Here is an 8,515-nt window from a genome sequence, read left to right as displayed (position 1 = left end):
CCCCGCTTTTTTGGCGCCCCCCCCCCCCCCCCCCGTGGCCGCCCCCCCCGCCCCACCCCCGCCTTGGGGGGGGGGGGCCCCCCGCGGCGCCCCCCGCCACAATTTCTACGTGAAGCCGATCCGCTTCGCCGACGCCCCGGCGAATTGAAACTGTGCGAAGCCGCCTGCGTCCGTCGATGACGAGAATGTTATCCGTCATCGCCACGGAGAAATTCACGATGCGCAGCCGCGGCTTGCGGGCAAGGCGCACCTTCCGAAAATTTCGATGCCGGGCAATTGTGATCCATCTCGCTCGTGGCAGGCGTGATCGCGCCTAGGCTGCAAACCCCAGCGCGAGAAACTTTAGCCCGATCTGTTTCATTCGACTTTTCAGGAAGGTGTTTCAATGAGCAGCCGCCACGCAATTGTTCCGCGCGGTCTGAACGCAACGCGTTCGCCGCTTTCGCAAGGCCGCTTCGGCCGCATGTTCCGCAAGCTCGCACCGGCCAAATTCGGCCCGAACGATTCCGGCACGATCGCAAACCTGTCGGCGCTCGCCGACAAGATGATCGCCGGCTTCGACGGGCCGAAGGACGGGCCGGACGCGGAAGAGAGCGGCATTCCTTCGCTCTACACTTATTTCGGCCAGTTCGTCGATCACGACATCACTTTCGATCCGGTCAGCTCTCTGACCAAGCAGCAGGATCCCGACGGGCTCGTCGACTTCCGCACGCCGTCGCTCGACATGGACAATGTCTACGGCCGCGGTCCGAACGACCAGCCCTACATGTATGACGGCATCAAATTCCGGCTCGGCGAGAAGGTCACCGGCGCGGGCGTGCCCGATGCCGTCGACCTGCCGCGCTTCAAGGGCCGCGCGCTGATCGGCGATCCCCGCAACGACGAGAACAGCATCGTCTCGCAATTCCAGGCCTTGATGCTGCGCTTTCACAACCGCATGGTCGACGACAATGACAGCCTGTCGTTCGAAGACGTGCAGCAGCGCGTTCGATTCCACTATCAGTACGTCGTGCTGAACGACTTCCTGCCGCGTATTGTCCACGCCAGCGTGCTGGACGAGCTGAAGACCGCGGGTCACTACGACCGCAGCAAGCTCGCTTACTACCATTGGAAGACCTATCCGTTCATGCCGGTCGAGTTCTCGGTCGCGGCCTACCGGCTCGGGCACTCCATGATCCGCCCCGGCTACCGGCTGAACGACGCGGCCAACATGCTGCTGCAGATCTTCCCCGATCCCAACAATCCCGACCAAAACGCACTGACCGGCTTCCGTGCGATGGGACCGGGACGCGCCATGGATTGGGGCCGCTTCATCGATCTCGACACGCGCCCCTACGGCGTCGAGGACGACGACACCAATCCCGACAACAAGAGGCGGCTGCAGTTCGCCTATCGCATCGATGCCTCGCTGGTGGACCCGCTGCGCAAGCTGCCCCCGGAAGTCGCCTCCAATCCGGCGTCGCTGGCGCTACGCAATCTCGAGCGCAGCTGGCGGCTCGGACTGCCGTCGGGCCAGGCCGTCGCCAGGGCGATGAACCTGACGCCGCTGACCGACGACGAGATCATCATCGGCAAGGCCGTCGACGAGCCCGGGACGGGCGATCCGCAAGTCAAGATCGCGAGCATCGCGAACGGCGTGTTCGCCGGCAACTGCCCGCTGTGGGCTTACATCCTGGCCGAGGCGCGGCAAAACGCGACGGACATGGCGATCCCCGCTACCGGCGGGCCCGCCACGGTCAGGACACCGCAGCTCGGACCGGTCGGCGGTCGCATCGTCGCCGAGGTCTTCCTCGGCATGATGTTCGGAGACAATTCCTCCGTGCTGTCGCTCGACCCGCAATGGACGCCGGTGACCGGCTCCGGCTTCGCGTTGAAGGACATCGTCGCCTACGCGCTCGGCCAGGGCGATCCGCTGCATTGAGCGGGTGAGGGACGATGATGCAAGGCCGCTCGTCGTGCGAGCGGCCTTTGTGGCCCACTCGCCTCGACGGGCGGGCGGATGGATCCTGGCAGGCGTGCTTCCCTAACGCAAATCCGTCCGCTTTTTATTGACTCGCATCGCGAATGGAGAAATCCTTCAGCAAGACAATTGCCATTGCCCGTCTCAGCAGTACGAACTTCGGCGCTCTCGGTTTTATCGGCGCCATCTGACCAAATTTATTCTGAACAGAAACGGAGGGGCCGATGCGCGCGCTTGCCTTGAGAACCGTCTCACTTCTCGCCCTCGCTGCTCTGGGTTCGATTTTCGGCACGCCTGCCGCACGCGCGGAGGACGGGACCGATGAGCAATTTGGCAAGGTGCACTTCCAGACCTCCTGCAACGAGGTGGCGCAGCGCCGCTTCGATCGCGGGATGCGTTATCAGCACTCGTTCTGGTACCGGCCCGCAAAAGAGATTTTCGAGGAGACGCTGCAGGCCGATCCGGAATGCGCGATCGCCTATTGGGGCATTGCCCTGAGCCTGCTGTACAATCCGCATTTTCCCGCGCCAAAGGAAAACCTTACCGCAGGCCTCGTCGCGCTGCAGAAGGCCAAGGCACTCGGCGCCAAGAGCGAACGCGAGCGCGACTATATCGACGCGCTGCTGGCCTTCTATTCGGGCGACGAAAAGACGACGTTTGGCCAGCGGGCGCAGGCCTATCTCAAGGCAACCGAAGCCGTCGCCGCGCGCTATCCCGATGATGACGAGGCGCAGATCGCCTACGCCATCACGCTGAATGTCACGGCGTCACCAAACGACAAGACCTATGCCAACCAGCTCAAGGGCGCTGCTATCCTGGAGCCGATCTTCAAACGCCAGCCGCGGCATCCCGGCGTCGCGCATTACCTGATCCATCTCTATGACTATCCGGCGATCGCAGAGCAAGGACTCGACGCTGCCAAGCGCTATTCCGAGATCGCGCCGGCGGCACCGCACGCCTTGCATATGCCGTCGCACATTTTCACGCGCGTCGGCTACTGGAACGAATCCATCGACGCCAATAGCCGTTCCGCCAAGGCTGCCAAGGAGGGCAAGGACCCGAGCGAGCAGCTGCATGCCGACGACTATATGGTCTACGCCCTGCTCCAGCTTGCGCAGGACAGCCGAGCCAGCGAGGTCATCGCGGATATGATTGCGACCACGGGCTATGCGCCGGCTGTCCGCGCCGGACCCTACGCGATAGCGGCCAGCCAGGCGCGCTATATGGTCGAACGCGGTGATTGGCAGGGCGCTGCCGCGCTGAAAGTCGAGCCGAGCCGGTTTGCCTATGTCGATGCGATCACCTATTTCGCTCGCGCCCTTGGCGCCGCGCGCTCCGGCAATGCAGACGCTGCAGCGGCGGACATCGCCAAGCTGGCGGAGTTGCGGGACAAGCTGCAGCAGGACAAGGACGCCTATTGGGCCGAAATCGTGGACATTCAGCGGCAGGTCGCTACAGCCTGGCAGCTCAACGCCTTGGGGAAACAGGCGGATGCGTTGGAAGCGATGCGCCTTGCCGCCGATGCCGAAGACAAGACCGAAAAATCCATCGTGACGCCGGGTCCGCTTGCTCCCGCACGCGAGCTTTACGGGACCATGCTGCTCGAACGCGGCATGGCGACGGAGGCATTGGTCGCGTTCGAAAGCACCATGCGCAAGGAGCCGAACCGATTTGGCGCGACCATCGGCGCCGCTCACGCGGCCGAGAAAGCGGGGGATGCTGTGAAGGCCCGCCAGTACTACGCCAAAGTCGTCGAAACGGCGAGAAATGGCGACTCATCGCGGGAGGACCTCGCGGCCGCACGAAAGTTGATGGCTCAGAATTAGCAAAGGTGCCGCGGCAGCTTCCATGCGCCTGACAAGCAAATTCGTTGCAATCAGCGCAGCCACTGCGCTGCTCTGCGCAGCCGCAGCGCTCTGGATATCGCGATCCGGCGAACCGGCACGCGCAACAGCGGCCTCCGGCGAGGTCCGCCCGGTGTGGACGGAAATCGACTGGCCTTTCGGCGCGGATCCCTGGGGGAAAGGAAAGGCGTTTCGCTGCAAGGCCGAAGATTGCGGCGGCGAGGTCCTGCTCTACGTTCGCCCCAAGCTCGGCTTTTGCAATTGCGCCACCGGCGTTGCCGACGACGGCGACCTCGAACAGATGGGCGACCTGGCGCTGATTGGGAAGGCAACGCCGACGGCTGCCGGCCGAGAGATCGTCGTCGGTCCGATGCGCGGCCGCAGCAGGGCCTATCGCGTCGAGGGGAACCCCAAGGCCGCGCTCTCACTCGCCTTCAATCAACGCTGCGACATGGTCGCCGCGACGGCCTTGCTCGCACCGGGCGCGACCGCGTCACTGGAGCCGGCGGTGCTGTCATTCCTTAATAGCGACCGCATGCTGAAATGGGCCGAGATCGCGCTTGGGTTATGACTCAAAGCAATAGCTGAATTGAAGGCGACAATCTCGGCGCGCTGGTTACCGCGCAGCCCGCAGGCCGATCTCCTCCAGCCGCGTCGCGAACCAGCGCGACAGCGGCTGATCGAGGACGCCGCCGACATAGACCTCCGAGATCGTCACATGGTGCTTGTCCAGCACCAGCAGCACGCCGATCCAATAGGCGAACCAGACATGCGCATCGGTCAGCGCCATCAGCTTGTGCTGGTCGTGGTCGAGCGCGGTGTGATTGCTCGCCTTGCGGATCTCCACGGTGAGTAGGTTGTTCGGGATCTCGCGCTGATGCACCACGACGTCAGGGTAGATCGACTTGCCCAGATGATCGTCGGTCGAGACGATGGTGCCGTGCGGCAGATGCAGCGTACGCTCGCCGAGCCGGTCGTAGTTGCAGTCGACCGACCAGCCGGAGAATTGCTTCTCCAGATGCACGGCGAAGCGGTGCGTGATGGCACGCTCCCCTATGTCCTTCTCGAACAGGAATGCTTCGTGGGCGTAGAAGTCCCGGAGCGCCGCTATCATCTTGTTCAGCTCGGTCTGCATCTTGCCCCCGGCTCATCACGCGCATTCCGATGCGCCGTCACCGGACCCTCATGGTGAGGAGCGCGGAACGCGCGTCTCGAACCATGAAGGCCCGTATCCCGCCTGTCACCATCCTTCGAGACGCCCGCGTACGCGGGCTCCTCAGGATGAGGCCGGAATTCGCGGCGCGATCGACCAGACCTACATCTGGACTTCGATTAGCCGCGGCCCGGGCTCGGCGACGGCTTCGGCCAGCGCCTTGTTGAACTCGTCCGCGTTGGTGACGGCGCGGCCGGGCACGCCCATGCCCTTGGCCAGCGCCACGAAATCCAGCGTCGGCCGGTCGAGGCGAAGCATGTCGTTGGCGCGCTGGCCGGGCTCGCCGGCGCCGACATTGTCGAACTCGCCGCGCAGGATCTGGTAGATGCGGTTGGCGAACACGATGGTGACGATGTTGAGGTTTTCGCGCGCCTGCGTCCACAGCGACTGGATCGTGTACATCGCGCTGCCGTCGCCGACCATGCAGATCACCTTGCGGTCCGGGCAGGCGATCGCGGCACCGATCGAGAGCGGCGTCGAGAAGCCGATCGAGCCGCCCATGTTCTGGAGCCAGTCGTGCGGAGCAGCCGCCGCCGTCGGCGGGAAGAAGGCGCGGCCGGTGGTGAGGGATTCGTCGACCAGGATTGCGTTCTCGGGAATCGCATAGGCGATCGACTGGGCGATCGAGGCGTGGGTCAGTGCGCCGGTCGGCTTGAGCAGTTCGGCCGAAGCCTGCGGCTTGACGTCCTTCGCGCTGGCCTTCACCGCGCCGGCGAGCGCTTCCAGCGCTGCGACCGAATTCTCACCCCAGGAGGTCATGCGATGCACGTCGCAGCCCTCGGGCTTGAGGATGCTCGGCTTGTTCGGATAGGCGAAGAACGCCACGGGATCGTCGGACTCGACCAGCACGATGTGACGGAACCTCGCCAGCATCTGCAGCGCGTTGTCGATCACGTAGTGGATGCGATCGATCGAGAAGCGGCCGCGGCCGCGCGCCATTCTCGGACGGAAGGTCGGGCCCATCACGGTGCAGCCGGTCCTGGCGGCGATGCGCTCGGCCAGCGCCAGGCCCTGCTCGCTCAGCGCACTGCCGGTCATCAGCAGCAGCGTGCCCTCGCCGTCGCCGTGCAGGATTTTTGCGGCCTGCTCGACCGCCTGCGGCGAATAGCTCGCGCGCTGCTGCTCGGCCGGAACCTCCGCGATGCCATCCGCTTCGTTCCAGGCGGTGTCGGCGGGCAAGATCAGGGTCGCGATCTGCGGCGGCGCGCTCTTGGCGGCGGCGATCGCCGCGGCGCCGTCGGCGGCGACCGATTTGGAGTCCGGCGAGGTGCGGACCCAGGACGACATCGGCCGGGCCAGGCCCTCGATGTCGGAGGTCAGCGGCGCGTTGTAGCCGATGTGGTAGACGGCATGCTGGCCGACGATGTTGACGATGCCGGAATTCGCCTTCTTGGCGTTATGCAGATTGGCAAGGCCGTTGGCGAGGCCGGGACCGAGATGCAGCAGCGTCGAGGCCGGCGTGCCCTTCATGCGGAAATAGCCGTCGGCGGCGCCGGTCACCACGCCTTCGAACAGGCCGAGCACGCAACGCATGCCGGGCACGCGGTCGAGCGCTGCGACAAAATGCATCTCGGAGGTGCCGGGGTTGGAGAAGCAGACGTCGACCCCGCCCTTGACCATCGTCCGCACCAGACTTTCCGCACCGTTCATCCATCAGCTCCCGCAACCGGCAATGTTCCAACAATCCGTCCGATCAATCATTGTTCGCTCGTCTCGTCAAAGCAATAGCCGGCATCGCCGCCCTGCCCCGCGCAGCGATGCGCCGGTTTGACTAACGTTTTCTTCCAACTGGCGCGGTTGCCGATTTGGTAACTTCCTTCATTAAGGATGCCTCCCTCACGGGGCCGTGGCTTGCGGAAAGCCCGCAAATATGGCCTGTAACTTCAGTTGAATCGATTTTTTGCTGGGGGAACAATGATCCGGTATTTTGCCGCGCCGATTGCCGCCATCGCACTGCTGTCGGCCACCGCCGGCGGCGCCTTCGCCGAGGAGTTCGACTCGCGCGACATCATGGGCGGCGGCCCGAATTTCTTCCGCGGCGGCTCGAGCCCGGTCCCCCGCACCACCGTCATGTACAACGGCAATTACGCCCCCGGCACGATCGTGGTGAACACCTCGGAGCGCCGGCTCTATCTGGTGCTCCAGAACGGCCAGGCCCTGCGCTACGGCATCGGCGTCGGCCGCGACGGCTTCCGCTGGGGCGGCGTGCACAGGATCACCGCCAAGAAGGAATGGCCGGACTGGACGCCGCCGTCGCAGATGCTGGCCCGCCGGCCGGACCTGCCGCGCCACATGAAGGGCGGTGTCGAGAATCCGCTCGGCGCGCGCGCAATGTATCTGGGCTCGACGCTCTACCGCATCCACGGCTCCAACGAGCCGGAGACGATCGGCCAGGCGGTGTCCTCGGGCTGCTTCCGCATGACCAACGACGACGTCACCGACCTCTACGGCCGCGTCGGAGTCGGCACCACCGTGGTCGTGCTGAACAACTAGCAGGAACCGACGGGCGCGTGGATATGCGGTCTTGTGCGCGCGACGCGAATACGGCAGCGTCGCTTGGCAATGAGCGCATTAGCCCCGCCTTCGTCCGGCTTTCGCATCGCCCTGCTGGCGCTCGCCACCGTCGCGTTTGCCCCTGACACCGCTACCATCGCCGTCGCGGGGGAATTGCCCGCGATCGTCTCGCGTCAGCGCGCCGAGAAGAAGAGCTTTACCGACGGCGAGATCGTCGATGGCTTTCTGAAGACGGCGTTCGGCGCCGAATATCACCTTGCCGGCCGTGTCGACCGCATCCGCAAGTTTGACGGGCCGGTGCGCGTGTTCGCCGAGAGCGACCGCGCCGACCGCAAGGCGCAGCTCGCAAAAGTCGTGGCCGACATCGGCAAGCACGTGCAGCATCTCGACATCGCCATGATCGACAGCAGCGAGGCGGCGAATGTGCGGGTGAAGCTCGTGCGCGACCGCGATCTGTTCCGCACCATCTCGAGCTTCTACGGTGCGGAGAAGGCCCGCGAGATCCGCACCTCGCTCGATCCGCAATGCCTGTCAGGCTTCCGCAAGAACGACAATTTCGAGATCGAGCATTCCGACGTCATCCTCACCGTGGACAACGGCGATTTCACCTTCCTCGACTGCGCCTATGAGGAGCTGCTGCAATCGCTCGGCCCGATCAACGACACCGCGAGCGTGCCCTGGACCATGTTCAACGACAACGTCTCGATGGGCTATTTCGACGTCTACGACCAGTACATCCTGAACCTGCTCTACGATCCCCGCATCAAGGCCGGCATGACCGTACAGGAGGTCAAGGCGGCGCTGCCCGACGTGCTCGCCGATGTGCGCGTGTGGGTGAGGCGTGTCAACGATCTGAAGGAGTAATCAGTCTCATCTCTACCCGTCAATTGCGGCGGCGCCCACGCCAAAGCAAAATTGGGGCCGAATATTAAGCATTGATTGAAGGGCGCGCCCCAAGCCCGGAGAGAGTTTCAAGGCGACGGG

General features: G+C 64.5%; 7 protein-coding genes. 5 read left to right on the top strand and 2 right to left on the bottom strand.

Going from position 1 to position 8,515, the window contains the following annotated elements:
* Positions 1-385: 385 nt before the first annotated feature.
* The 3 genes from AC0L3K_RS37830 to AC0L3K_RS37820 all read left to right on the top strand — a co-directional run bounded on the left by AC0L3K_RS37830 (position 386) and on the right by AC0L3K_RS37820 (position 4,375).
* Positions 386-1,921 (top strand): peroxidase family protein, encoded by a 1,536-nt coding sequence (locus AC0L3K_RS37830; protein WP_473367981.1) that lies wholly within the window; start codon positions 386-388, stop codon positions 1,919-1,921.
* Positions 1,922-2,184: 263 nt separating this feature from the next.
* Complete coding sequence (locus AC0L3K_RS37825; protein ID WP_473367980.1) at positions 2,185-3,786, top strand: hypothetical protein; 1,602 nt, start codon at positions 2,185-2,187, stop codon at positions 3,784-3,786.
* Positions 3,787-3,808: 22 nt separating this feature from the next.
* Positions 3,809-4,375, top strand: coding sequence for a hypothetical protein (locus AC0L3K_RS37820; RefSeq protein ID WP_354167883.1), 567 nt, complete (start codon positions 3,809-3,811; stop codon positions 4,373-4,375).
* Between the two features lie 45 nt (positions 4,376-4,420).
* Here the strand turns inward: AC0L3K_RS37820 and AC0L3K_RS37815 are convergent, their stop codons facing one another.
* Both AC0L3K_RS37815 and AC0L3K_RS37810 read right to left on the bottom strand, forming a co-directional pair.
* Positions 4,421-4,939: a hypothetical protein gene (locus AC0L3K_RS37815; RefSeq protein ID WP_473367979.1), complete on the bottom strand. Its 519-nt coding sequence runs from the start codon at positions 4,937-4,939 to the stop codon at positions 4,421-4,423.
* A gap of 180 nt (positions 4,940-5,119) precedes the next feature.
* The gene (locus AC0L3K_RS37810) at positions 5,120-6,667 is read right to left on the bottom strand and encodes an acetolactate synthase large subunit (protein ID WP_007596473.1); all 1,548 of its coding nucleotides are present in this window, start codon (positions 6,665-6,667) and stop codon (positions 5,120-5,122) included.
* A 264-nt stretch (positions 6,668-6,931) separates the two neighbouring features.
* On the opposite strand from AC0L3K_RS37810, the gene AC0L3K_RS37805 reads away from it, so the two are divergent.
* Positions 6,932-7,510: a L,D-transpeptidase gene (locus AC0L3K_RS37805; RefSeq protein ID WP_007596474.1), complete on the top strand. Its 579-nt coding sequence runs from the start codon at positions 6,932-6,934 to the stop codon at positions 7,508-7,510.
* Positions 7,511-7,579: 69 nt separating this feature from the next.
* Positions 7,580-8,395, top strand: coding sequence for a DUF2927 domain-containing protein (locus AC0L3K_RS37800; protein WP_007596475.1), 816 nt, complete (start codon positions 7,580-7,582; stop codon positions 8,393-8,395).
* The last annotated feature ends 120 nt before the right edge of the window (positions 8,396-8,515 follow it).

It is taken from the genome of Bradyrhizobium sp. MI1.10, assembly GCF_055811035.1.
Note: the sequence above shows the minus strand (reverse complement) of the source record. Positions and strands in the feature narration are given on the sequence as shown.